The organism is Cytobacillus sp. GQ23, assembly GCF_059758675.1.
On the sequence record NZ_JCAXER010000010.1, the window covers coordinates 33,616 to 59,816 of the forward strand.

Here is a 26,201-nt window from a genome sequence, read left to right on the forward strand (position 1 = left end):
TATGTAACAAATAAGAGAGATGGGGGATAATTAGTTGAATGCTAGAAAGTGGATGATTCTGGTTTCTGTTTTGGTGTTGATCTTGTCAGTTTCAATTTTCCCTGGTAAATCTGAAGCATTTACAGATTTATCAATTTATAAAGTGGAAACAGGGAAATTTGGAAGTGAAAGCGAGGCGAATGCAGCCTTAGAACAGCTTAGAAAGGACACAGGATGGACCGGAGTATATCAGCAGACTAGTAATTATCAAATTACAAGCGGGTATTTTCCAGGTGAATCTAAAGTAAAAGAAGTCCTTAAGCAAATGGAATCTTCAACTGGCATAACAGGTACATATGAAGGCTGGGGAGAACCACAGGAATATCAGGAGGTAGTCAGCGGTTATTATAGCAGCGAATCTGCAGCCCAGGATGTTTTACGGCAGTTTGAAAGCTCTACAGGTTTTCAAGGCAGATACGAACAATGGCTTGATCCGCTTAGTAAATACAAAGTTATTAGTGGATATTACAATGGAGAGTCGACTGTAAAGGAGATTCTAAAAAAGCTTGAAGAACAAACGGGAGTAACCGGTAAATACCAAGGCTCAGGTGAACCTCAGGATTATTATAATCTTGTTAGCGGCTACTATAACGGTGAAGCGGCAGTAAAGGATGTCATTCAAAAATTCGAAGCTGCAACAGGCTTGAAAGGGAGCTTTGAAGGCTGGGGCAATCCTGAGAATTACTATCAAATTACTAGCGGTTATTATAATGGAGAGTCAGCCGTTAAGAATGCCCTCACCCAAATGGAAACGGCTACGGGCGTAAAAGGAAGCTATAGAGGCTGGGGGGAACCGGAAAGCTATTACCAGCTCACAAGCGGCTATTATAATGGCGAAGCAGCAGTTACGAATGTTCTAAACCAGCTTAAATCTGCTACTGGGATAAATGGTTCATATGTAGGCTGGGGCAATCCCGAAAACTATTATGTACTAAAAAGTGCCTATTACAGCAGCGAGTCTTCGGCCCGGAATGTCATACAGCAATTAACTTCTTCTACAGGAATTAAAGCAAGTTATGAAGGCTGGGGAGAAGCAGAGAGCTATTACCAGATTACAAGCGGCTACTATAATGGTGAAGCGACAGTCAAGAGTGTGGTGCAGCAGTTTAAGTCTGCCACTGGAATCAATGCAGGATACGAGTCTATCGGAAGCGGGAGATATCAGCTTAAATCAGTTCCTGTACTTGGCATGGAGACGGTTAATCGCGGACTGGAATTTTTCAAGAAAAAGAATTTGAGTGCCCAATATCAGGCAACAGGTGAAAAGGGTTATACAAAATTCCAGATTATCTCCCAGCCGGTTTTGGGTGATGCAAATCTGGATAAGGCTTTAAATTTCTTTAACCAAAAAAGCCTTAAAGCGGAATATCAGGCAACAGGGGAAACAGGCTATAACAAGTTTCAATTAGTCACTGAACCTGTGCTGGGGATAGGCAAAGTAAATGAAGCTCTTGCGTTCTTTGGACAAAAGAAGCTGAAAGCTGAATATCAATCGAACGGGAAAACAGGGTATACCAAGTTTGAACTGGTTTCTGAGCCTGTATTGGGTGATTCCAAGTTAAATGCGGTTCTTTCATACTTTAAGCAGAAGAACCTTAAAGCGAATCATCAGGCTACAGGAGAGACTGGATTTACCAAGTTCCAGTTCGTTTCAGCTCCTATTCTGGAGGTTTCACAGCTTAAAGCAGGGCAGGCATTCTTTACAGAAAGAAACTGGAAGGTAGAAACTCTGCCAACAGGAGAAAAGGGATATACGAAATTTGATATAGTTCTTGATTCTGTACTAGGATCACAACTTAATGATGTACTTGCATTTTTTAAACGGAATAATTGGTCTGCAGATTATCAGCCTGTTGGAACAGTGCAGGAAACGAATCGATACCAGATTGTGTCCGAGCCTTTAATAGGAACAAGTAATGTCAACAAAGCTCTTAATTTCTTTGCAAGCAGAAATTTAAAGGCAGTCAATCAGTCTACTGGCGAAAGAGGATATGATAAGTTTTACATTAAATCTGCTCCGATAGCCGGTACGATTTTACTGAATAAGGGGCTGGATTTCTTTAAATCCAATAATTGGTCAGCTACCCATACTGCAATCGGTGTGCCGCATTACCAGATCGTTACCCAGGAGTTTACTGGCTATGACACAGCGGCAGACGTTATTGGGAAGCTGAAGACTTTGTATGGATGGACTTCTTATGCTGTCAAAGTTAAAAATGGACCGCAGTTAATGTATACGGATTATGGCCTTTCTCTTAACCAAATGCTAGATATCCAAATGACTAGAAGCCCACAGACTGATAAGTATCGGAATGAGCCAAGGTTCATCCATGCTGATTATGTGGATACGAGTAAAGGGATTGTAACCGGTGATAACGTTAATGTACGAACAGAGCCGTCTTTGACTGGGACAATTACTCAAAAAGTGAATTCTGGCACTCAAGTGCTAGTGATTCGCAAAACAGGGGATTGGGTCGAAGTTCGTATGACTTGGCAGGATGCTAAGTCAGCAGATGTAAGTGAATATTTAAATCCTAATAACTTTAGCATGGACAGCAAATATTATTTCCAATTTCTCAAATTGTCCAAGCCGGCATATATTGATGCAGCGGAGGTAAACAGCAAAATCCTTAATAATAAAGGTATTCTGACAGGCAAGGCACAAGCCTTCATATCCGCAGCACAAATGTACAGCATTAATGAGCTATATCTGATTTCTCACGCTCTATTAGAGACAGGAAACGGAAGTTCGAAGCTTGCTAACGGTGTAATGTATAATGGCAAAACAGTTTATAACATGTATGGTTATGGGGCATATGATTCCTGCCCGCTTGAATGTGGCGCTAAAACTGCCTATGACAATGGCTGGTTTACACCTGAACAGGCTATCATTGGCGGTGCAAGACTTATCAGCAGCGGTTATATTTATAACACAACGTTCCAGCAGGATACGTTGTACAAGATGAGATGGAATCCTGTTCAGCCTTCACATCAATATGCTACAGATATCGGCTGGGCATACAAGCAGGTTGGCAGCATCTATAACTTATATCAATTGCTTGATAACTATACGCTATACTATGATGTGCCAAAATATTATTAGAAAGAGCAAGCTGGTCCAAGTAATTGGGCCAGCTTTTTTTCTGTGATCTTGCCTGCCAGATGAATGGAAATGAAAAAACTATATTTCTAACTACAAATCAGGTATAATTATGAAAGTGTTTTTATTCAATCGACAAAAATCTGTATGACTTGACAAAAAGCTTCATGTGCTATTTGTGGATGAGGCTTGAGAATACCGCAAACATTTTGGTATCTTTTCTATAAATTCTTTTTGAAAGAGGGATTTAATATGACAGTTTTAGTCACAGGGGGCGCTGGGTATATTGGAAGCCATGCTGCCGTAGAGTTGCTTAATAATGGATATGAAATTGTAGTTCTTGATAATTTATCTAACAGCCAAATGGAATCAATCAGGCGTGTGAAAGAGTTAACAGGCAAGGAGTTTCCTTTTTATTCATATGACTTATTAGATAAGGAAGCGCTGGATCAGCTCTTTAGCAACTATCAATTTGATTCTGTTATGCATTTTGCAGGTTTAAAAGCAGTAGGTGAATCTGTGGAAATTCCATTAACGTATTATCATAATAATATTACCGGAACGTTGAACCTTTGTGAGGTCATGGCCAAATATGATGTGAAGAAGCTGGTTTTCAGCTCTTCTGCCACCGTGTACGGCAATCCGGATCGTGTGCCGATTGATGAATCATTCCCTCTGTCAGCCACTAACCCTTATGGCCGCACAAAATTAATGATCGAGGAAATCTTAAGAGATTTATACGTCTCGGATTCATCTTGGAGAATTGCGCTGTTAAGATACTTTAATCCAATCGGTGCACATGAAAGCGGACGAATCGGAGAAAATCCTAATGGTATTCCAAATAACCTAATGCCATACATTACTCAAGTTGCTATTGGCAAGCGAGAAAAACTATCTGTATTCGGCAATGATTATGATACACATGATGGCACAGGTGTACGTGATTTTATCCATGTAGTCGATTTGGTGAAAGGCCATTTAAAAGCCCTTGAATATTTGGATGGAAATCAGGGAGTAGAAACGTTTAACCTGGGAACGGGTACAGGATACAGTGTACTTGATTTGGTCAATGCCTTTAGCTCTGTCAGTTCGAAGGAAATCCCATATGAGTTCACGGAACGCCGTCAGGGAGATATCGGCATTTGCTATGCAAACCCTGAAAAAGCAGCCAAATTATTAGGGTGGCGTGCTGAAAAGGGACTTCAAGAGATGTGCCAGGATTCCTGGAAGTGGCAATCAACTAATCCAAACGGATTTGAAGAATAAGGTTACGAATCTTAAGAGTCAGGAATCAAAGGAGTAATTTTATGTTTGATATATACAAGGAAATGTGGGAACGCCGCAGAATGGTTCATGCATTGTCCTTAAATGAGATAAAAAGAGAATATGCGGGTACTTTATTTGGGTTTATTTGGGGACTTATAAATCCGCTAATGAGGATAGCTGTTTTTTGGTTCGTTTTCAGTGTCGGTGCCCGGGCGGGAGGACCGGTGAATGGTGCTCCTTTTATGGCGTGGCTCGCAATCGGAATGGTGGCGTGGTTTTTAATCAATGACGGATTTAAACTGGCGCAGAAATCCTTTCGGAGCAAAAGGGGTATCATAAAAAATACACCTTTCCCGATCGCCATATTGCCGGCGGTACAAATTTTGTTTTCCTACTATACTCATTTGATATTATTGGCCGTTATGCTGGTGGTTATTGGCATATCGATTAAGAGCATTTCATTCTACTGGTTCCAGCTTCTATATTATGATTTTGCCGCCTTAATGCTTCTATTGGGTCTCGGTTCGGTTACGGCTCCGCTGGTAGCCATCAGTAAAGATTTCGGTCGTTTCTTGGACACCACTCTTGTATTCCTGTTTTGGATGACGCCTATTTTCTGGTCTATCGATAATTTGGGTCTTGGTGCCTTGGAAACGGTGATTAAACTTAACCCATTTCATTATATTGTCCAGGGCTATCGTGATTCCTTCCTGTTTGATACGGGTTTTTGGGAGTATCCACTGTATACGCTATATTTCTGGGCATTGGTATTCGTATTATTTGTTTTAGGAAATTACTTATATAAACGTATGAAACCTATTTTTCTTGATATATTGTAACTTTCACTTGTGAAAGGCGGATCATTATGGAGATTGCAGTCAGTGTGAAGAATCTGACAAAAAAATATAAGCTATATGATGACAAATGGGGACCTATTAAAGAGGTTCTTACCCATAAAAAGCTCCACAAAGAGTTCCTGGCCCTTAATGATGTTTCAATAGACTTCCCTAAAGGGGAGTCTATTGGCGTTTTAGGTAAAAATGGTTCAGGAAAATCAACTTTGCTCAAAATTATTACAGGCATTGCGGATCCTACCGCCGGAGATGTACGGGTGGATGGGTCTCTTGTATTTTTGGATGTCAGCTCCGGTATTGATGCTGAATTAAGCGGATATGAGAATATCTTTATGAAAGGAATTCTGCTGGGCTATTCAAAAGAGGAAATGATGGAAAAGGTCGAGGATATCATCGAGTTTTCGGAACTGGGAGAGTTCATCCATCAGCCTGTGAAAAATTATTCTTCTGGTATGAGGTCTAAGCTGGGTTTTGCGATATCGGTGAATGTGGATCCTGACATCCTTATTGTCGATGAAGCATTGGCGGTTGGAGACTCTCTATTCAGAGAAAAATGTATGAATAAGATGAATGAATTCAAGGAGAAGGGTAAAACCATTATATTCGTCAGCCATGACAAGCATGCTGTCGAATCCTTTTGCTCCAAGGCAGCCTGGATTCACCAGGGGAATCTGATCAGTTATGGAGACTCCAAATTTGTTGGCTCTATTTATAATGATTTTATGAGCGGCAGGAAAACGCTTGAAGCGATTAAATCTGAAATACAATTTCATCATTCCATCGATAAAGTGGTATATAACACGACTTCCGAGGGGATTTCCTTGGATTTGGAAGGCTATTTATACAGTGACAATGAAACGGCTGCAAGAGACTTTGAAGCAGTTCTGCGGGACTCCAGAACAGGGGAATATCTATCCAAGCCAATAATAAGGAAACCACTAAAGAATCATTCCATGGTTCCGGCAAGCCAAAAGGATCAGGCTGGATTTTCAGTGCAATTTTCTGAAGCTCAACTAGCTGCCTTCGTGAAGCCCGGAAAATATGATGTTGGCATCAGGTATAAGGGCGAAAAGGAAGAGTGGACAGAATTCCCTTTATGGGCAGGGCAGGCAGAGATTATGGAAGATAATTCGGTCCAAGGCCCGTATAAATATCATTTAAAACAAGAAAGCAATAAACTTTTTATGACCGTTGATAACCACGAAAAGGTTCAAGAACAGATCAACAAGATCTGGTTTGATGAAAATTCCTTGAAAATAGAAGGGGTTGCTTTTGTCAGAGGGTATGAAACCGATTCGGAAGATGATGTAAGAATGGAATTCCATTTAATTAACATGGAAACGTTTGAAGAAAGAGTTTATCCAGCTGAAGTGAGCGAAACGGAGGAAATAACAGAGAATGTCTCCTTCAATCCTCAAGGGAAAAAGTATAATTATTCACAATTTCATGTGGATTTGGATATTGCAAATATTCCTGCCGGCAGATATGAGTGCAAATTAAGATACGAAATGAAAAATCCGCCGCATCATAAAATGCTGGTCCTGGCATGGGCATCTAAACATGACCAATATCCATCTGTTCCTTATAAAATAGAAAACAAAGAGATAGACGTACAAACTGGCTCCAAATATCTCTTAATCGAGGTAAAGGGCAGCCTATCATAAAAGCTCTAAAACTTGGGCAGATTATACTTATTCTTGAAGAAGTACGGACCTGGGAAAGAGGTTTTTTATATTAGGGAATATGAGGAGTTATAAAATGAAATCGAAGAATATTGTGTTTGTTTTAAATGAATATAATGGCCATGGCGGCGCACAGAGGGTTGCTTCCATATTGGCGGATGATTTCCTCAAAGATGGACATAACGTTGCCGTTTTAAGTATAAATGAGCAGGAGAATGAGCCAAGCTATTTTTCTGCTGACATACCTGTTCATATCGTACACAAGGATGGATACCGCGCACCGATTGCCAAGGAAATCTCTTCAAACCTGAAGGCTTTGCGATTCAATAAGGTTGCATCTGAAGTTAAGAGAAGGATCGAGCTCGTTAAAAGAAGGAAAGAAGTGCAAAGATTCTTTGACAAATATGGTGATGAAGATGTGTATGTCATTATCATCCAAGTTTGGGGAATGCAATGGATTCAGCCTGTTCTGTATAGGAAAAATGTGAAGATCATCGGACAAAGCCATGAAAGCGTTGCGGCTGCGAAAAATTCCCATCGCTATAAAAGGCTTCTCCGATATTATCGTCAAGTATCGAAGTTTTTATTATTGACCCAAAAAGACGCCGAGTACTTTGTAAATCTGGGTTTTACAAATGCCGGAGTGATGTATAATCCATCACCGTTCAGGTCTGCTAACGAAGCTTTGAAGTTATATTCAAATAAAACGATTGTTTCTACAGGAAGACTTATTGAGGACAAAGGGTTTGATGTGCTGATTGAATCCTTTGCCAGGGTGGCGGAAGATATACCAGGATGGAAGCTTGAAATTTACGGTGAAGGGCCTGCGAAAAAGTCACTCCAAAGCCTGATTGATGTTCTTGACATGAATGATCGGATTCATTTAAAGGGTCAAACAGGAAATGTTCAGGAAGTATTAGAAAGTGCCAGCTTCTTTGTGCTATCTTCCAAAGCTGAAGGGCTGCCCATGTCTTTAATAGAAGCACAATCCTGTGGCCTTCCGTGCATCTCCACGGACTGTGCCCCTGGTATACGGGAGATCATTGATGAATATGAAAACGGGTATTTAGCTCCGGTTGGAGATGTGCCTGTACTGTCGCGGCATATTAGGCGCCTTGCACAAAATGAGGATTTATATGCTGAATTTAGCGAGAAGTCTTTTAGTAAAAGTGAGAAATTCGAAAAATCTGTAATCAAACAGCAATGGTATGACTTATTTGATGAATTGGGAGGTGGGCATGGTGTTAACTAAATTAAATACTCAGCATAAGCCGCCTAAGCTATCTGTCGTTGTCATTGCTTTCAATAACGAATTATATATTGAAGAATGTTTGGAATCCCTCCATGAACAAACATATAAGGATTTCGAAGTAGTTGTCGTAAATGATTACTCTAAAGACAAAACCGGAGAAATCATCGATGACTTTATTAAAGATAAACCAAATTTTAAATCCATTCATCTTCAGGAAAACAGTGGAGGCTGCAGCACACCCCGGAATACAGGGATTGAAAACACAACTGGAGAGTATATCATGTTCCTGGATGGTGACGATTGGTATACGGTGGATGCGTGCGAGAAAATGGTCGCTGCCATTGAAAGGACAGGCTCAGACTTTGTGGCAGGACAAGCAATTCGCACAAATAATTATCATATCTGGTATCATAAACAAATTTATAACATTGAACGGATTAATATAAATATCCGGGATTTTAAAGTGCTTCTTTTTGACAGCGTTTCTACAAATAAGATCTATAAGCGTTCTTTTTTGGATAAACATCATTTGCGTTTTCCTGAAGGCATTCATTATGAAGATGTTGTTTTTACAGGTAAAGCATATTTCCTTGCAGAAAGTGTAAGTATTATTCCGGAACCGATTTACTATTGGCGGGTAGTCGAAAATGCTGCAGTAAAATCTATCTCCAACAGAAGATTTGAATTTGAAAACTTTGAGAACCGAATTATATCCCATCGATATTATGATAAGTTCTTGAGAGAAAACGGAGATCTTCTCTACCAGGAACATAAGAATAACCGTTTTCTGCGCCATGATTTAAAATTATATATAAATGATTACCTGGAGTTTGACGAAGAATATAAAGAAAAATTCCATGCCCTGATTTATGAATATATGCACGAAGTTATGGACGAATATGCATTTACGAATCTTGCCGAAAAAGACCGTATCCTATACTACTTGCTTTATTTAGGTGACAAAGAGGCATTTCAGGATTATATTGCCTATATTAATGGACTGCCTACGAAGGCGAATAGAATTTACGCTGTTGCTGATCGATATTATTTCCGTCCTTCTATTCAAAAATATAATGAAAAGTTCCTTCGGATCAGCAGTTTAAGAGTAGATTTCAATCTATATGATATGAAATTAAATCATGATAAGCTCGTTTTTCAGGCAAATATCAATACAGAATCAGTTAATGATGAAGAAATTGATTTGTATTGGGTGCTTCGAAATAACCTGACAAAAGAAATGCTTGTTTCTGATAGCGAGGGTGGAAACAGGTATAGCATTGATCTGAAGAATATGGAGCCTGGAAACTATTATCTATCCTTGTTTATTAGTCATCAGGGCAACCTTCATAAGCGTCTTGTTAAGAAGACGGATATTTATGACTTCAGCAATAAACTGGTTAAGAACAATGGATTATCAAAAGCATTCTTTATTAATCACAAAAATTCCTTTGCCATACAAGTGCTTCCATTAAAGAGAATGGACCAGGTTAAATGGATGTTTTCCAAAAGGAGAAAACCAAAACAGCATAAGAAGACGGGAGTTCTTCAAAACGCGCTTACTAATTTTATCAAGGGCCGAATTAAAAAGCTCCCTGTTAAATCGAACTGGGTGGTCTTCGAAGCCCATATGGGAAAACAGTACAGTGACAGTCCTAAGTATATTTATGAAGAACTGCTGAAGGGAAATAACAAATACAAATATATCTGGTCCTTTGAAGATCCGGAAGCTGTCGAGGTGCCTGGAAATCCTGTTAAAATTAAAAAAAATAGCCTCAAATATTATTATTATCTAAACCGTTCCAAGTATTGGGTAGATAACCAGGGAATTGCACATTTAGTCCCTAAGAAGAAAGATCAGGTGTATCTGCAAACCTGGCATGGAACACCTCTTAAGAGAATGGGCTATGACCAAAAAAAGCTTCCTGGTGAAACGGAGCTGTCACGACTTCGGGTTCAGACAGATGCTTGGGATTTCTTCATTTCTCCAAACTCCTACAGCTCCAAAATCTTTACGCGCGGATTCCGGTATGGGGGAGAGATACTTGAGACAGGTTACCCAAGAAATGATATTCTGATTAACAAGCCAAGGGAGATTGCGGAAAAGGTTCGGAATGAAACAGGGATTTCTGCAGGCAAAAAGGTCATTCTTTTTGCTCCTACATTCCGGGACTGGGATCCCAACTCATTCCAAAAAACACTCGCAGATATCCAGCAGCTTAGCAAAAGTGTTGACCAAGACACTATTATCCTGCTCCGGCTGCATTACTTGTTATCTGCAAAGATCTCTCATATGAGAATGCCTGAGAATGTCATAAATGCATCAGGCTATCAGGATATACAGGAATTATATTTGGTGTCGGATGTATTGATCAGTGATTATTCATCTGTCATGTTTGACTTTGCATTATTAAAGCGGCCGATTATTTTATACTGCTATGACCTGGAAGAATATTTGGCCCGCCGGGGAACCTACTTTGATCTTGTTGAAAAGGCCCCTGGTCCGGTATGCAGAAAGATAGATGAAGTCATTTCCTTCTTGAATCATCCTGCCCAATTAAACGAGTATGAGCAATTACTGGACCGTTTTGTTGCTGAATTTGGCAGTATAGAAGATGGCAATGCTTCTGAAAGAGTCGTAAACAGGGTTTTTCATTAACTAAATAAAAAGAGTTGCTTTTTGCAGCTCTTTTTATTATTTTGGCATTTGTAAATGTAGAGGTGAGAAATGTGTCTGCACTTGTATCCATTGTAATTCCAGTATATAATGCTGCTCCTTATCTTGACGAATGTTTGAAATCTGTCATAGATCAAAGCTATCAGGCTTTAGAAGTCATTATTATTAATGATGGTTCGACTGACCAAAGCGAAGAGATCATTAATCGGTATGTTAATCAGGATAGCCGATTAACATTAATCAACCAGCAGAACCACGGGTTAGGCTATACCAGGAATAAAGGTATTTCATTAAGCAATGGAACATACATTTTCTTTTTGGATTCTGATGACCGCATACCGGCTCATGCCATCCAATCCTTAGTGAAAGCAGCTTTAAAGGGTGACGCCGATTATGCAGCAGGGAAAGTTATTCGTTTTAATGAAGAGAGAAAATATATCCCCATCAGGCATCTGGAATTTAATCTATACAAAAAGAATGAGATCACTGCACTTTTGGATCAACCGGAATTGCTACAGGATAGCATTGCCTGCAATAAGCTATGGAAGAAGGATTTTGTGAAAAGAAACAATCTTCATTTTACAGAAGGAAAGTATTATGAAGATCTGGCTTTTACAATGAAAGGGGCCGTACTTGCAGGCAAGATAGCCATTGTTAATAGTTTTGTATATGAATGGCGGGTTAGGGAAGGAGAAGATAAGCCTTCCATCACACAGCAGCAAATGAAACTGCAGAACACTCTGGATCGAATTAGTGCCTTATCTTCAAACAGACAGTGGCTGAAAGCTAACCAAATACCTGTGAAAATCATTCAGGAGCATGATTTAAAAAGCTTATTGGATCTCTTGAGGCTCCATGTCATTAAATATGCCTTAATCGATGATGCAGATAGAGAACGGTGGGAAGATGCGGTCACCTCATTTTTAAATGAAATCCCGGCTGATACTGCGTTAAAGCTTCCCGCTAAAGAAAAGAAGCTCTATGATTTATTTATCAATAAAAATTATAATGAATTGAAATTATTTTCTTTAATTTATACAAACACAGAAACAACTCCAATTGTCTTTCAGGAAAGCAGCAGGTTCCTTTTAAAAGGTGAAGAAAAGACTCATGATGTTACCAAAGATTTTAAGCCCACAGTAATAATAAGTAAAATCGTACCGGATGATTTAGGGTTCGAAATTTCAGGAGCATTGACTATTCCGAAGGCCAGCAAGCAAGCCGTTGGTGAAATCTATGCGACTGTAAGAGGCTCAAAGGAAAAGATCATACTCACTAATGTTGAAAGTGAGCCTGTGGAGGAACCTCACCCTTATCTCTTTGAAAATCAGAAATATAAAGCATGGATTCAAGCCAAGGCCTTTAAAAATGTGGTTCGGGGATCCACCTTGGACCTATATTTCCGCCTGGTTGATTATCCCGAGTATCGGCCGGCCAGAATTAGAGTTTCTCCAGGGGTTAACACTCCCGATGGAATCAAAGAGCCCGCGCTATCTCTTTATCGGACAAATTTAGGCAATATGAGTATAGAGATTAAAGCCAAAAATGATCTGTTCGGAAAAGCTCTTGCCAAAATCAAAAAAATACTGAAGTAAAGTGGGAAAAAGCCCGGAACTATAACTGTTCCGGGCTTTCTCTGCTGATTTAATAGGAAATAGCTCTTTTTTCCTGATTGCTCCATAGTTTATTGAACTCGCTTTTACTGATCTTGACATTTTTTTGCCCTGTCCATGGGTCGTTGAAATAATAATTGCTGCTGTCATAGCCTACTAAAGTGATGGCATGTACAGTAAAGCCGTGCATAGGGGAGACCCAGACAACCACTGGCTTTCGATAAGATAAGTGAGCTTCTATTGCTGCATTGCTTTTACCTGATAAGTTTACTGAACTTCCTGCATATTTTTTTACGATGCCCATTAATGCAGTTGGATAAATAGTCCAGCCAAACTTTGTAAATGGATCACCTACATACCCTAAATAAGGGCTGTAAGGATGCTTTGGCATTTCATTGGCTAATTTTACTTTATTAGCTGATGCTCCTTTATATTGAAGCATCATGGTTACAGCAGTGATTTCACAGCCGGTTGGCAGCTCTGGCAGCTGTGATATAAGCGGAACATTTAATTGCAGTCCGCTAATTTTAGAGCCATGGTATCCATAGGATGTTTTTGGTGCATAAAAATAGACTGAAAGGATGCGCTGGGTTCCTGATTCTCTCAAGGATCCTTTTTTAATATAGCCTGCGGTATCAAGATCGAATATGTATTTGATTCTATTGCTGTGGCTGCCATAGTAGGTTTGAGGATAGTACTCAAACCATGAAAGGATACGCTTGGTCCCTTTTTCTCTTTTAGAGGTTTTTGATATATGACCCGACTTGTTCATATCAAATATAAGACTGATTTTATCACCGTGATTTCCATAAACGGCATTAGAATAATATTCATATAGCGAAAGAATTCGCTGAGATCCTTTTTCTCGTTTGCTTGCCAGGGCCACATTGCCTGAGCTGTTTATATCGAAAATGTATTCAATGCTTGTGCTATGCTTTCCGTAAACAGTTCCAGGATAATAATGATAAGCTGATGTGATCCGCTGGGTATCCTTTTCTCTCTGAATAGCTTTATTCAAATAGCCGGATGAATTAAGTTCAAAGGAAAATTTAATCTTGCTTCCATGTGCACCATATGAGGTTTGAGGATAATACTGATATATGGCCAAGGTGCGCTGTGTGTCTATTTCCCTCTGGAATGCACTTGCAATATATCCTGATGCAGTCATTTCAAATATGTATTTAATCCTTTTCCCATGCGCCCCATATCGGGTTTGAGGGTAATATTCATAATGGATTTCTGGCTGCTGGGAGTCCTCTTTAAGTTTTTGAGCTTTTATAATATAACCATCCTGATTTAAAGAGAAAATAAACTTTACATGCTCATTCGCATTTTCGTGCGAAGTATTGGGATAAAACTCCTTTATTGTAACGAGTTTATTATTTGAGTAAACTTCTGCATGGGTCAGGTATCCGTTTGAATTTAAGAAATATTTAGTATTGCCCTCTATAATCGTATTCTCATTTTGCAGAGCCTGAGAACTGCTGACGGCTTTTGATTTTTGAACAGCCTTTTCCGTTAATGTTTTGTTGGACTCAAGGCTTTCTGATACATCAGTTAGCGTATCTTTTGATGACTCATCAGTTAACGTATCTTTTGATGACTCATCAGTTAACGTATCTTTTGATGATTCGGCGGGTTCTGTAATTTGCTGGGATGGCTCTTTTCCTTCTTGCATCGGATCCGTAACATCACTTATAAATGACTCTTCAGCGATTGTATCATCCTCTGTCATTTGTTCTGAAGTTTCTTCCTCTTTTGGCTGGTCAATCAGAGTTTCTTGAAGATTTTCTTCTGAAGGAACAATTTCCTCAGAAACGGTTTCCTGGTTTTCGGCCTCTGCATATGCCGGTCTATGTATGACCGGAATCAATAGCGATAAGATAAGTGAAGAAGCCAATAGTTTCTTAATCATTCTTTTCCCCTTTCTTATTTTGTTCGTGTTACTCACAATTATTAATAGTATAATAGATTTTCAGTGTAGGAAAGAGAATTTTCGACCAGTTTTTATCCAGTTCCGCAATCGCAGACAAAATGCGACGCAAAAAAATACTCCCCTTACGTCTCGTAAAGGGAGCTCTTTTTTGTTTCTTGCGACTTTAAGGTATATAAGATCCAAGAAGCGATATTTTGGCTTGAAGCTCCTTTGGAATATTCATTCCATTTATTCTCGTATTCCGATATTTCTTCAAGCTGAAAATTACCTGACTGTAAAATAGTTATAATTTCGCTTGTTGACATGGCAATTGGGCCAGGGACAACGTCTGAATACTCGCCCCAGAACCCGCGTTCTTTTTGATAGTGCTCAAGATCATAAGGAAAGAAGATCATTGGCTTCCCTAGAATTGAAAAATCAAATGGAATAGATGAATAATCAGTAATTAATATATCAGTAATAAATAAAATGTCATTAAGCTTGGCATATTTAGAATAATCATAAACAAATCCATCGTATTTGCTTATATCCAGATTGTTTTTGACAGCAGGATGCAGCCTTAGCAGAACAATATAATCTCCATATAAATGGTGCTGCATTTCCTCCAGGTCCAAATGAAGCTGAAAGTGATCCAATTCATTATCCCGGAAGGTCGGTGCATATAGAATGACCTTTTTTTCTTCCAGATAAGGGAATTTTTGATACATATATTTTTTAATAAGAGCTATCCGCTTTTCGTTAAAAAAAACATCTGTTCTCGGCATTCCGGTTCTAAGAATGTTTTTTTCTTCAATTCCAAACGCTTTCCCAAATATCCTGGCCATTTCTTCCGAGCCGACTATTATATTATGGAACTGCTTATATACTTTTTTAAACCTTGTAATGGCCCTGCTCTTCCTGTTTGCAATCGAGGGGTCTTTAAGGCCGAATTGTTTAATGGCGCCGGAAGCATGCCATACTTGGAGGCAAGTAACATTTTTTTTGAATCGGATTGATGAAAGAAATCCATAATAATTATCCACGATCACCAGCTTGGAAGTGGCTAAATGATAAATGGAAATTATAAAATCCTTCAGCTTTTTAGGCTCAAATAGCAATATCGTGCTCTCATCATATTTAGAAAAAAAGTTATACACATTCTTGCTTGCTAAAAAAATAGCACGACAAGAAGGATCTTGTCGCCTAAGTTCTTCATATATACTTGCGCTATTTTCAATAAAAGTAACAACGAAAACAGTTTTTTCTTTCTTTTGGGGGAACAGCTTGCATATATTAAATATGAAAGAAAATAACATCAAGTATATTGATACTAAGATCTCTCTAGCCATTGTGAACTTTGAACAAATCTTTCTTAATCTTTGTTGTTGATATTCCAACTGTTCTTGGAAGGTAGATTACTTCGCAATATTCTTTAAGGAAATCAAATTTCCCTTTCCAATCATCGCCCATGACAAAAATATCAATATCATTTTCAATAACATCGCTGATTTTTTGTTCCCAATTGTTTTCAGGAATGACTTTATCAACATATCTAATGGACTCCAGGATCATTTTTCTATTCTCGTAGCTATGGTATGCTTCTTTATTTTTAAGAGCATTAAACTCATCTGAGGAGATGGCAACTGTCAGATGATCTCCAAGCTCCTTTGCTCTTTTTAGAATATTTATATGACCCCAATGCAGCAAATCAAATGTACCGTATGTGATGACTTTTTTCATCGATTACTCCTCCTAAAAACTTGCTGTATTCGATTTCGGATATATTTTTACAATTATTTAATACTGACTCAACATTATCCATCTATCATAAAAGTATAATGGTGGAGTCTGTGTCCAAAGACTTATTTACATCGACAATTTTCATTGTAAATCTTTATGTTTACAAAGCCATTACAGTGAACTAACAATTTGTACACGTTCAGTAATAACGCAAACATACTTATACTATTTTATTCTTTTTCTTGGTATTTTACAAGTTTACTTCGCGTGGGGATGCTGCCATATCCTGTTAGCCATTTATTCATTTTTTATACCTTGATAATGATTCGTTAAAACCAGATTCATTTGATAATCGCCATGAATAGCTTTATAATGTCTTCATATGCCGAAAAATGTTGAAAAAATAGTCAATTCTATATACAAGGTGAATGAGACATGCCATTAAAAAATTTTTTGTTAAGGGTAAAAAGAAGCAATAAAATACAGAGAATATATCAAATTGTTTTTAAGCTGGCCGGTTATCTTCCTGTGAAGGAAGACCTTATCATCTTTGAAAGCTTTTTAGGAAAGCAATATAGCTGCAATCCTAGAGCCATTTATGAATACCTGAGAGAAAATCACCCTGAATATACTATGTATTGGAGTGCAGATAAAAGGTATCTGGAAAACTTTACTGATAAGGATATATTATATGCAGAAAGATTTTCTCTAAAATGGCTTTTTCTCATGGCCAGAGCCCGTTATTGGGTAAGCAACAGCCGACTGCCATTGTGGATCCCGAAGCCTTCTCATACCACTTATCTTCAAACATGGCATGGAACGCCTCTAAAAAGGCTTGCAGCTGATATGGATGAAGTGCACATGCCCGGTACTGATACAGAAAGCTACAAAGTGAATTTCCTGAAGGAATCAAGTAAGTGGGATTATTTGATTTCCCCTAATAAATATTCCACGGATATATTCAGAAGGGCATTTGGATTCCGAAAAGAAATGATTGAATCCGGCTATCCACGCAATGATTTTCTTTACAATAACAATAATGTAGAAACTATTGCAAAGTTGAAAAAGGACTATCACTTGCCGCTGGATAAAAAGATTCTACTCTATGCCCCAACCTGGAGAGATGACCAGTTTTATGGGAAGGGCCAATATAAATTTGAACTTCAGTTAAACCTTGATCGCTTAAGGGAAGAACTGGGGCATGAATATATTATTATTTTAAGAATGCATTATTTAGTCGCTGAGAACTTTGACTTAACACCATATGAAGGGTTTGCCTTTGATTTCTCCCATCATGAGGACATACGTGAGCTATATTTAATATCTGATATGCTAGTGACTGATTATTCTTCTGTTTTCTTTGATTACGGAAATCTGAGGCGTCCGATGATCTTCTATGTATATGATATCGATAATTATAGAGATAAACTTCGCGGCTTCTATTTTGATTTTGAAGAGAAGGCACCTGGTCCATTAGCCAGGACCACAGAGGAGGTAATTCATTATATTAAGAATATAACCCCGGATTCTTATTTGAATGAGCAATATGAGGAGTTTTACAGCAAATTTTGCTATTTAGAGAGTGGAGAGTCTTCAAGGCGGGTTGTTGAAGAGGTTTTTCTGAAAAAAGATATATAACTAATGTATTAAGGTAAAAGGGATGGCGAATGCTGTCCCTTTTTCTTTTAATTCAATTTTGTAAAGCTTTGAATAAAAATATTGCACTTAAGTGAAAAATTGTAAATATTCTCTGCATTCATTTACTTCAAAATACGAATCACTTATTCTATAAGAAATATTCATGAATACATTGCAGAGAGGTGAAAAAACATCCAGATATACTGCTGACTCCAAGTTAAACCCTGCTTTATCCTTGTCCTCGAATGATTAAGCGGCGATTATTGGCTGCTTATCTTTTGTGGTATATTAATGGAGAAAATTTAAGATGACAAGGAGTTTTCTTATGAATTTAGAACATGTGGACATTTTGGGTGTTCCTTTTGTTCATGCAACCCGCTCTCAATTTGTTGATCAATTGCAGCATCATATAAATGCGGAACAAAAAGCTTTTGTGATAACGGCAAATCCTGAAATTGTAATGAAAGCCAATGAGGAACCGTCGTATATGAAGGTGGTGGAACAGGCGACCTATGTAACGGCAGATGGGATTGGTGTGGTAAAGGCGGCAAAGCTGTTAAATAAACCGCTGCCTGAGAGGGTAGCAGGCTATGATGTGATGATGGACTTGCTTCAATTAGCTGACCGGCACCAGCACCGTGTGTATCTGCTGGGGGCCAGGCAGGAAACGCTGGAAAAGGCTGAAAGGAATATTGGAAAACGATTTCCTCAGCTAAAAATAGTCGGTTCGCATAATGGGTTTTTTGACTGGAAAAGCAGACATATTCAGCAGGAAATTGCTGAAAAGCGGCCGGATCTCATTTTTGTGGCATTAGGCGTGCCAAGGCAGGAAAATTGGATTGCTGAAAATATTCATCAATTTGACAAAGGTGTGTTTGTTGGTGTCGGGGGCAGTTTTGATGTCATTGCCGGGACCGTGAAAAGAGCGCCGGAAATCTGGCAAAGGATGAATCTGGAATGGTTTTACAGGCTGTTAAAGCAGCCAAGCCGTTTTGGACGAATGATGGCACTGCCGAGATTCGCTTTCAAGATTTTAGCGCAGAAAGCAAGAAGCTAGCATGAAGCAAGCGTTTATTAAAAGCACTTTAATCTTATCCGTTGCCACTCTGGCATCAAAGATACTTGGAAGCATTTTTCGCATTCCGCTTCAGAATATTGCCGGAGATGAAGTGCTGGGTATTTTTAGCTTAGTTTATCCTGTCTACATGGTGGCTCTGATTCTTTCAGTAGCGGGAATTCCGATTGCTATTTCCAAATTGATTTCTGAAGCAAATGTGCATGGGGATCGGGAGAAGATATATAAAATATATATCACTGCGGTGATTTTGGCTGTTTTATTTGGTCTGACTAGCTTTACGCTTATCTGCAGCTTTTCAGCCCCGATAGCGGAGGTACTGGGCAGCGCAAGCACCCGTTTAGCCTTAATTGTTGTTTCGGCCACTCTTCTGGTAGCGCCGTATATGGCTGTGTACAGGGGGTATTTTCAAGGCTTTCAGGATATTAGGCCAACAGCTGTTTCCCAGGTGCTCGAGCAATTTATCCGGGTGGCTTTTATCCTGATGATTGCTTATGTGCTCGTTGAAAGAAATTATTCCGATGTGGCGGTGTCTGCTGGCATTATGGCCGGTTCCATTTTAGGGGCTGCAGCTTCAGCAGTTTATTTGCGGGTTTTGTTTGCCCGTTCTTCTTTAAAACCCAAATCAGAAGGATTTCGCTATTCATACAGGGATTTTTTGAGTACAGGAAAAACGATTCTCTATATTTCCCTGCCGATCTGTATTGGGGCCATCACAATGGCGCTTTTGAATTTCGTGGATTCTGTGACCATTCCATATAGTCTAAAGAGAACAGATATTGACCAAAATATTACCTATAAGTATGGAATTTACGGGCGGGGGCTGTCGCTTGTTCAAATTGCTACTGTGTTCTCAAGCTCGATCGTGCTTCCGCTTATCCCTCTATTAACAGAGACGCTGGCTGAAAAGAATTACGAAAAGGCAAGTGGGATCCTGGAGAGAACTCACCGTCTGACGCATCTTGTGTCATGGCCCGCAGCATTCGGGCTGCTGGCATTAAGTCTTCCTTTAAACCTGGCTCTATTTAAAGACCTGGAAGGAAGCGCTGTGCTGGCGGTCATCGGCTTCAGCTCTGTATTTACTTCGTTAACTGTACTGGGTACCGGGATTTTGCAGGGAATCAATCTGGCCAAGCAGGCTGCCTATATTATTGTCTGCGGTGTAATTCTGAAAGCGGCAGTGAACATTATCCTGGTCGGCCTGTTTGGCCTAATCGGGGCAGCCTATTCGACACTTGCCGTATATGTGGTCATTTTTATTGCCAATACTATTTTTATTAAGAAGGCAGTTCCTTTCCCTGTTTGGAAATGGAAGGATTCCGCTGTCGTGATTTCTTCCATTATTATGGGCGGGTTCATTAGTCTTTTAGTTTTTTATGCGGATATTGAACATTGGAGCAGAATGAAAGCTTTGTTATTTTCCGGGTCTGCCGTTATAGCAGGTGCTTTCACCTATTTTATCCTTTTAATTATTACGAGAGGTATTGATAGAACTGAAATCGCCTCTATGCCTTTATTGAACAAATGGAAGTCAAAAGGAACAAATTAGCATTCGGTGCTTTCTTTGAAAGGATGTCGAGATTGAAAAAAGCTGTTTTTGGTTTATTGATTCTGTCTCTTCTTTTAACGCTGCCTGGCCTTATGCAGAGGCACCAGGCTGAATGGAATAATCGGAATTATGAAACGATTATTCCGTTTCAGGATATTCAATCACTGGTGTCTAAGGATCCCAGTCTGCAATTGGAGGATGTATTGCGGGATTTGAAAGATGCTGGGCTGCATGGTGTCAGTATACAGCCTGAGACTTTAAATAGCTTGGAGGACATAGGGGATATTAACGTCCTGACCGGCGGAAGGATCCAGGAGATGTCTATCCTGAATAGTGAAGTGGAAAATTCGGTTGATCGGTTGTCTAATGAAGGAGCATATATACATATACAAAATGAAAATAAGCTCACAGACCGGCTTACAAATGTTTTCCAGGCAGCAGAAACAGTCAGAATTGGAGACAAGGAATTTACTCATTTTCCTGCATTGAACAGTGACCAATTCAATGGAACGCCTATTGGATATAGAGAAGAAATTATAGATGAAATTAAGAAAGCAGATCTTTCAGTCGTTTTTCGCATGCCTAATTCCCTGGATGAAAAAGACCCCTTTGTACTCAATCAGCTGCTTGATTTTTCAGATGAGAAATCAAATCGCCTTTTGATTTCCGGTGTAGAAGTCATCGGCTACCCGGACGCAGAGAAGATCAAAAGCTTTGCACAAAAGCTGAAGGATGAGAATATAGCTGTTTATGCCATTGAATTCTCCGATCAGCGTGGAATCGGTACAGTGGCAAGAGCGATGGATTTTGAGATGATCCGGCTGCACAGCCTTGATTTAAATGCAGTACCGAGCATGGAGGAAGGCGTGGATAGGGCTGTTCGTGCCGTAAAGGAAAGGAATATCCGCTCGTTGTTCCTTCGAATGGAGAAGGGGGAAGAACCTGAAAAAGCGCTTTTCAATACAAAAGAGTTTATTCAGGCAATACATAGCCAAATGCCAGCTCACTATAAACCGGGGAAGGCCCAGGTTTTTGATTCCATATCTGTCCCATTATGGAGTCAATTATCAGCGTTGATGGCAGCTGTCCTTTTTATTTCCATTGCAGTACAAACGATTTTTTCCAGGCAGGCATTATTCTATGCATCACTTGCAGGCATGTTTTTACTTGCGGCCGCAGCCTTTTGGCTGAAAGCTCATATCCTCCTGCAGGGGCTTGCTTTACTGGTTGCCGTTATTACGCCGATTTTTGCGGTCCTCCCTGCAAAAAATAGGAAAGGGATATTCCTGCCATATGGCCGGGCGGCTCTAATCAGCTTTGCGGGCATTATCATTATTACTTCACTTTTGAATGGAAATGAATACTTGGTGAAAATTGAAGCGTTCCGCGGAGTTAAGCTGACTTACCTTGTACCAATCCTGTTTGTCATGGTTTATGCTCTTTTGCGGGACCTCAAGGGCATCCTGAGCATGAAGGTTCAGTATTGGCATTTAGCCGTGATTGGCTTATTAGCTGTTATCGGATTGTACTATATAAGCCGTACTGGAAATGCGGGGAGCGTATCATCCATTGAACTGGCTTTTCGCCAATGGCTGGAAGAGGTCATGTATGTAAGGCCGAGAACGAAGGAGTTTCTGATTGGCTTCCCGTTCTTTGTGCTGGCGCTTTACCTCTATCCTCATCATCAAAAAATTGGCTTGTATTTGCTTATACCTGGTGTTATCGGGTATTTATCAATTGTTAACACCTTTACCCATTTGCATATACCTCTCTATATCTCACTTCTGAGGACTTTTTACAGCCTTGCATTAGGGTTAGGGATCGGCCTGATTTTTATCTTTTTATTTAAACAAGGACGGTCTATTTACGAGAAGAAATGGAAACTGAGGTGTTAATAAATGAAGGTGGTTCTATCAGGTTATTATGGTTTCGATAATGTAGGAGATGAGGCGATTCTTTATTCGATCATACAGGCACTAAGGGATAAAGAACCAGGAATGGATATTACTGTGCTATCGAATAACCCTCCACTTACAGAGAAAACTTACAATGTTAAGGCAGTGGACCGCTGGAGCGTTATAGAAGTATGTAAAGCACTAATTGCTGCTGATGGCTTGATAAGCGGAGGGGGCAGTCTGCTGCAGGATGAGACGAAACTTAGGTCGATCCCCTATTACTCAGGCGTAATTCATTTTGCTAATCTCATCAGAAAACCGGTATTTATCTATGCACAAGGAATCGGTCCCCTGCACCATCCTATCAGCAGGGCTGTTGTCAAAAAAGTATTAAGAAAAACGGAAATAACGGTACGCGACCTCGCATCGAAAAAACTGCTCGAAAGAATTGGAGTCCAAAATTCAATTGAGATTGTGCCTGATCCTGTATTAGGTCTTAAGCTTGCAGAGCAGAACAGCACCTGGTGGGAGAAGCAGGCGTTTACCGGTTCTGCTGTTACAGTATCAGTCAGAGATTGGCCTTCTTCCTCGGATTATAAACAAAAGATGGCAAATGCTTTAGATTCCTTAGCCCAGGATGGAAACCAGGTTGTCTTTGTCCCTATGCACGGCAAACACGATGAAAGAGCATCAAAAGAAACAGCTGAAAAAATGAAGGAGAAAAGCTATATTGCTCCTTATGATGCCTCCATTGAAGAAAAAATAGCCATCATCGGCAAGTCGGATGTGCTGGTTGGAATGAGGCTGCATGCGCTTATTTTTTCTTCGATCACCTATACTCCTTTTATTGCTTTATCATATGATCCGAAAATCGAAGCATTTGCCGAGATTGCCGGACAGCCTGTAGCAGGTCATGTGATGGAGGAAGGATGGGATGGATCATCTCTTTCACAAGCGGTAAGAACCGCTTTGCGAAATAAGGGTGCTGAATCCATGCATCTAAAGGAAAAAATCGGATATCTGCAGCAGGAAGCGGGTAACACGGCTCAAAAAGCTATTCGATTTTTCGAGAAGGAGGTGAAGGGAAATAAAATGGGTGAGGGGTCACTGAAAAAACACTAAATCATGTAACTATTATGGCATCTTTAACGTCTTATTAAAGGAAATGCTTAGTTCATGTCGAAATAAGGAATCAGGATGAAGGGAATTACCGAAAAATTTGTAAATTGCTTGGAAGCTAGACCAAAATAAAAAAGCTAATTGATGCAGATGTATGATATAATTAGGCTCGGTATATACATACATTTGTTTAGGAAAAATATGCCTGATTCCGAAAGTGAAATAGGGGCATTATACTCATAAGGAGGGTCTTTATGTTTTACTTGACCTTAGTATTATGTTTTTTATGCTCTGTTATTATGACCCCTTTTGTAAAAAAATTGGCGTTGAAAATAGGAGCTACTGATCGGCCCAACCATAGAAAAGTTCATCAAAAAGTAATGCCCCGATTAGGCGGGCTCGCGATATATATCAGTTTTTTGCTTGGAATGCTCATTTTCCAGCCAGACAAGGATTACCATATTCCTATACTTGTGGGCAGTTTGCTGATCGTCATCCTCGGTGTATTGGATGATAAGTATGAGCTATCTGCAAAGATTAAGCTAATTGTCCAGATTGCAGCTGCCTTAATTGTTGTTTTGTGGGGCGGAGTGGATGTTAATTCCATCAATACCCCTTTTGGCGGAGAAATTAAATTTGGTTATTTTGCCATTCCGATTACAGTCCTGTGGATTGTCGGTGTAACGAACGCAATCAACCTGATTGATGGCTTAGACGGGTTGGCAGCTGGTGTATCATCGATAGCACTGATCACCATCTCCAGTATGGCGATCATCATGGGGAATACCTATGTTATCGCTGTTTCTGCCCTTGTATTAGTTAGTACACTGGGCTTTCTTTTCTACAACTTTCATCCTGCAAAGATATTCATGGGTGATACCGGAGCCCTTTTTTTGGGGTACATCATTGGAGTGCTTTCCCTGTTGGGTTTCAAAAATGTCACAGTGATTTCGTTTATCATCCCGATTCTGATTTTGGGCGTGCCGCTATCAGATACATTTTTTGCGATCATCAGACGAATTGTGAATAAAAAGCCTTTATCAGCACCAGATAAATCCCACCTGCATCATTGTTTATTGAACTTAGGATTTACACACAGGCAAACGGTATTGATGATTTATGCGATTTCAGTCTTCTTCGGACTTGCAGCTATCATCTTTTCTCAGGCAAAAGTGTGGGGGGCCATATTATTCATCACAGTCATCGTGCTTTTAATTGAATTATTTGCGGAAGTGATTGGACTGGTGGGGAAGGATTATCAGCCGCTATTAAAAAGGCTGAAAAGCAGAGTTGCTTCCTCTGCTAAAAATAGATAAACAAAAATAAGCAGCCTTATTAGGTTGCTTATTTTTATGCTTGTGCAAATGGACTTATGTAAAAAAATCTGAAAATTTTCTTAACATTCGCATCATATTGGCTTAACAATCCCATGTTATTTTTTATGTAAAGGAACTTAAGGAGTGATAACATGGTCAAGAAAATGAAGATTATTTGGCATCAGTTTTGGTTTTTAACTTATAATACAATCCTATGCACGACTTTTACATCACCTTATAAGTCCAGTCTATTCAAAAAGTCAAAATATCATCAATTAAAACTGATACAGCATTTATAGGGCTGTATTTTTTTATGCCGAAATAGGTCACATAAAAAACCCTCTCAATTCCTGCTGGAACTGGGAGGGTTCTGCATTTTAATATTCACTTTCGGCTTCAGTCTGATATTCTGTCTGACTATCAACCTGTTCTTGACTATCAGCATCATCCGTTGTGTTTTGTCCGAGTTCTGTATCGCTCAGGTCTAAATGGCCTTTTAATTCAGTCTGTATTTCTGCCAGACTGGCCTGATCCAATTCATAATAATAGACGCGATTTCCATTGCTGTTCGGCAGGTACATATCCTGGCCAGCGATATTTAATGATTCTATATTTATAGAGGATCCTTCTGCTGCATAATTCAGGAATGCCTTCATTTGGTCAAAGGTTAGGTCAGTCTCCATATTCTTTCCAACCGCTTCAATGACATTGGCATACTTTGAAATAGAACCGACAGATGCAGCTCTGTTTACGATTGCTTTCAGAATTTCCTGCTGTCTTTCGCCGCGCTGGATATCACTATCCTTTTTTCTGGTACGGGCCAATGCCAGTGCTTCTTCACCATTTAACAATTGATATCCAGGCTCTAAACTGATGGCATTAGGTGTATCATTTGAGTCCTGCTCCGAAAAAGCGTAAGGGACATCCACTTTAATGCCATCTAATGCTTCCACTATATCGATGAAGGCATTGAAGTTTACTTTCACATAAAAATCGACTGGAATATCAAGCATATCCTCCACGGTTTCAATGGTGGTGGCAGGACCGCCATTCGCATGGGCATGTGTGATTTTATCCTGGTAGCCCAATTTTGGAATGTAAACATAAGAGTCCCTTGGAATGCTAAGCAATTTAACTGATTTGGAATCCTTATTAAAAGTAGCAAGCATTAGCGCATCCGATCTGGAAGATGTGCTGAAAGACCTTTTGCTGCTGTCATCTACACCAATGAAAAGAACTGAAATATTATCTATATCCGGCTGTGCTGCAGATGCTCTCTTTGTAGTGCGATCTATAGGATTATAGGAATCATCCATAACTGATTGTGCTTTATTATATAGAAAAGTTCCATATGCCGTGGCGCTAAGTGTCAGTAAGATAATAGGAAGGAAAATAAATAAAAAGATTCTTCTCTTCCTTTTTGATTTTCTTTTTTCGATAACTATCGAACGTCTATCATGAGACATCTGTATGC

The 26,201-nt window shown here is 39.5% G+C and carries 16 protein-coding genes and 1 pseudogene; 13 read left to right on the forward strand and 4 right to left on the reverse strand.

Translation table 11 applies throughout. The annotated features are described in order from the left end of the window. The first annotated feature begins 34 nt into the window (after nucleotides 1-34). The 7 genes from AC6CHU_RS10120 (at nucleotide 35) to AC6CHU_RS10150 (ending at nucleotide 12,462) form a co-directional block, all read left to right on the forward strand. Complete coding sequence (locus AC6CHU_RS10120; protein ID WP_498121468.1) at nucleotides 35-3,142, forward strand: N-acetylglucosaminidase; 3,108 nt, start codon at nucleotides 35-37, stop codon at nucleotides 3,140-3,142. Nucleotides 3,143-3,391: 249 nt separating this feature from the next. Continuing rightward, the gene (gene galE / locus AC6CHU_RS10125; RefSeq protein WP_498121470.1) at nucleotides 3,392-4,405 is read left to right on the forward strand and encodes a UDP-glucose 4-epimerase GalE; all 1,014 of its coding nucleotides are present in this window, start codon (nucleotides 3,392-3,394) and stop codon (nucleotides 4,403-4,405) included. 41 nt (nucleotides 4,406-4,446) lie between these two features. Next, entirely contained in the window at nucleotides 4,447-5,244 is a 798-nt protein-coding gene (locus tag AC6CHU_RS10130; RefSeq protein WP_498121472.1) for an ABC transporter permease, read from the forward strand. 26 nt (nucleotides 5,245-5,270) lie between these two features. Next, nucleotides 5,271-6,923, forward strand: coding sequence for an ABC transporter ATP-binding protein (locus tag AC6CHU_RS10135; protein ID WP_498121474.1), 1,653 nt, complete (start codon nucleotides 5,271-5,273; stop codon nucleotides 6,921-6,923). A 94-nt stretch (nucleotides 6,924-7,017) separates the two neighbouring features. Continuing rightward, nucleotides 7,018-8,193, forward strand: coding sequence for a glycosyltransferase (locus AC6CHU_RS10140; RefSeq protein WP_498121476.1), 1,176 nt, complete (start codon nucleotides 7,018-7,020; stop codon nucleotides 8,191-8,193). Further along, nucleotides 8,183-10,849: a bifunctional glycosyltransferase/CDP-glycerol:glycerophosphate glycerophosphotransferase gene (locus AC6CHU_RS10145; RefSeq protein ID WP_498121478.1), complete on the forward strand. Its 2,667-nt coding sequence runs from the start codon at nucleotides 8,183-8,185 to the stop codon at nucleotides 10,847-10,849. The genes AC6CHU_RS10140 and AC6CHU_RS10145 overlap by 11 nt, the downstream gene beginning before the upstream one ends. Nucleotides 10,850-10,890: 41 nt before the next feature. Beyond that, the gene (locus AC6CHU_RS10150) at nucleotides 10,891-12,462 is read left to right on the forward strand and encodes a glycosyltransferase family 2 protein (RefSeq protein WP_498121480.1); all 1,572 of its coding nucleotides are present in this window, start codon (nucleotides 10,891-10,893) and stop codon (nucleotides 12,460-12,462) included. Between the two features lie 49 nt (nucleotides 12,463-12,511). On the opposite strand, the gene AC6CHU_RS10155 is transcribed toward AC6CHU_RS10150, so the two are convergent. From AC6CHU_RS10155 to tagD, 3 genes are all read right to left on the reverse strand, one after another. Next, nucleotides 12,512-14,395 (reverse strand): C39 family peptidase, encoded by a 1,884-nt coding sequence (locus tag AC6CHU_RS10155; RefSeq protein WP_498121482.1) that lies wholly within the window; start codon nucleotides 14,393-14,395, stop codon nucleotides 12,512-12,514. Between the two features lie 143 nt (nucleotides 14,396-14,538). Further along, on the reverse strand, nucleotides 14,539-15,744 hold the full coding sequence (locus AC6CHU_RS10160; RefSeq protein WP_498121484.1) for a CDP-glycerol glycerophosphotransferase family protein: 1,206 nt from the start codon (nucleotides 15,742-15,744) through the stop codon (nucleotides 14,539-14,541). Then, nucleotides 15,737-16,135: a glycerol-3-phosphate cytidylyltransferase gene (tagD, locus tag AC6CHU_RS10165; RefSeq protein ID WP_197218116.1), complete on the reverse strand. Its 399-nt coding sequence runs from the start codon at nucleotides 16,133-16,135 to the stop codon at nucleotides 15,737-15,739. Before tagD ends, AC6CHU_RS10160 begins: the two co-directional genes overlap by 8 nt. Nucleotides 16,136-16,600: 465 nt before the next feature. On the opposite strand from tagD, the pseudogene AC6CHU_RS10170 reads away from it, so the two are divergent. The 6 genes and pseudogenes from AC6CHU_RS10170 to AC6CHU_RS10195 all read left to right on the forward strand — a co-directional run. After that, a pseudogene (locus tag AC6CHU_RS10170) lies at nucleotides 16,601-17,773 on the forward strand (CDP-glycerol glycerophosphotransferase family protein); the annotation flags it as partial. A 325-nt stretch (nucleotides 17,774-18,098) separates the two neighbouring features. After that, a complete protein-coding gene (locus AC6CHU_RS10175; protein WP_498121487.1) occupies nucleotides 18,099-18,830 on the forward strand; it encodes a WecB/TagA/CpsF family glycosyltransferase in 732 nt (243 codons plus the stop codon). 1 nt (nucleotide 18,831) lies between these two features. Then, nucleotides 18,832-20,397, forward strand: a complete 1,566-nt coding sequence (locus AC6CHU_RS10180) for a putative polysaccharide biosynthesis protein (protein WP_498121489.1) — start codon at nucleotides 18,832-18,834, stop codon at nucleotides 20,395-20,397. Between the two features lie 32 nt (nucleotides 20,398-20,429). Then, on the forward strand, nucleotides 20,430-22,292 hold the full coding sequence (locus AC6CHU_RS10185) for a DUF5693 family protein (protein ID WP_498121491.1): 1,863 nt from the start codon (nucleotides 20,430-20,432) through the stop codon (nucleotides 22,290-22,292). A gap of 3 nt (nucleotides 22,293-22,295) precedes the next feature. Continuing rightward, on the forward strand, nucleotides 22,296-23,414 hold the full coding sequence (csaB, locus tag AC6CHU_RS10190; RefSeq protein ID WP_498121493.1) for a polysaccharide pyruvyl transferase CsaB: 1,119 nt from the start codon (nucleotides 22,296-22,298) through the stop codon (nucleotides 23,412-23,414). A 251-nt stretch (nucleotides 23,415-23,665) separates the two neighbouring features. Further along, nucleotides 23,666-24,727, forward strand: coding sequence for an MraY family glycosyltransferase (locus tag AC6CHU_RS10195; protein ID WP_498121495.1), 1,062 nt, complete (start codon nucleotides 23,666-23,668; stop codon nucleotides 24,725-24,727). 377 nt (nucleotides 24,728-25,104) lie between these two features. On the opposite strand, the gene AC6CHU_RS10200 is transcribed toward AC6CHU_RS10195, so the two are convergent. Then, the gene (locus tag AC6CHU_RS10200; protein ID WP_498121497.1) at nucleotides 25,105-26,193 is read right to left on the reverse strand and encodes an LCP family protein; all 1,089 of its coding nucleotides are present in this window, start codon (nucleotides 26,191-26,193) and stop codon (nucleotides 25,105-25,107) included. Nucleotides 26,194-26,201: the final 8 nt, after the last annotated feature.

Bases quoted from the DNA above. Each gene is read 5' to 3' on its own strand.
- galE (WP_498121470.1), top strand. From the start codon at position 3,392: ATGACAGTTTTAGTCACAGGGGGCGCTGGGTATATTGGAAGCCATGCT.
- AC6CHU_RS10130 (WP_498121472.1), top strand. From the start codon at position 4,447: ATGTTTGATATATACAAGGAAATGTGGGAACGCCGCAGAATGGTTCAT.
- AC6CHU_RS10135 (WP_498121474.1), top strand. From the start codon at position 5,271: ATGGAGATTGCAGTCAGTGTGAAGAATCTGACAAAAAAATATAAGCTA.
- AC6CHU_RS10140 (WP_498121476.1), top strand. From the start codon at position 7,018: ATGAAATCGAAGAATATTGTGTTTGTTTTAAATGAATATAATGGCCAT.
- AC6CHU_RS10155 (WP_498121482.1), bottom strand. From the start codon at position 14,395: ATGATTAAGAAACTATTGGCTTCTTCACTTATCTTATCGCTATTGATT.
- AC6CHU_RS10160 (WP_498121484.1), bottom strand. From the start codon at position 15,744: ATGGCTAGAGAGATCTTAGTATCAATATACTTGATGTTATTTTCTTTC.
- tagD (WP_197218116.1), bottom strand. From the start codon at position 16,135: ATGAAAAAAGTCATCACATACGGTACATTTGATTTGCTGCATTGGGGT.
- AC6CHU_RS10175 (WP_498121487.1), top strand. From the start codon at position 18,099: ATGAATTTAGAACATGTGGACATTTTGGGTGTTCCTTTTGTTCATGCA.
- AC6CHU_RS10180 (WP_498121489.1), top strand. From the start codon at position 18,832: ATGAAGCAAGCGTTTATTAAAAGCACTTTAATCTTATCCGTTGCCACT.
- csaB (WP_498121493.1), top strand. From the start codon at position 22,296: ATGAAGGTGGTTCTATCAGGTTATTATGGTTTCGATAATGTAGGAGAT.
- AC6CHU_RS10195 (WP_498121495.1), top strand. From the start codon at position 23,666: ATGTTTTACTTGACCTTAGTATTATGTTTTTTATGCTCTGTTATTATG.
- AC6CHU_RS10200 (WP_498121497.1), bottom strand. From the start codon at position 26,193: ATGTCTCATGATAGACGTTCGATAGTTATCGAAAAAAGAAAATCAAAA.